General features: G+C 46.9%; 1 protein-coding gene. It reads right to left on the bottom strand.

Features of this window, described 5'->3' with window-relative positions:
- The coding region (locus AAEZ03_RS26810; RefSeq protein ID WP_350582831.1) for a GMC oxidoreductase at window positions 1-290 on the bottom strand (290 nt) is incomplete at both ends.

Below are 290 nucleotides of genomic sequence, written 5' to 3' on the forward strand. Positions count from 1 at the left end.
GTATAATAGTCCGCTGTTGAGCGTGGCAGCTGTACACCGCGCATCTTATCAACGATTTTTTCTGCCAACATAATAGTCGTCGCGTTAAGATTACCACTAATTATATTTGGCATGATAGACGCATCAACGACTCGCAAGCCACTAATACCGTGCACTAGCCCTTCGCCATTGACGACCGAATCATTACCTTCGCCCATTGGACAAGTACAAGAAGGATGATAAGCCGTCTCACTATGGTTACGGACATATTCATCTAACTGCGCATCGGTCACTAGATCATCGGTCGGCGC

This window comes from Pseudomonas sp. HY2-MNA-CIBAN-0224, assembly GCF_040310285.1.
Lineage (GTDB): Bacteria > Pseudomonadota > Gammaproteobacteria > Pseudomonadales > Pseudomonadaceae > Aquipseudomonas > Aquipseudomonas helleri.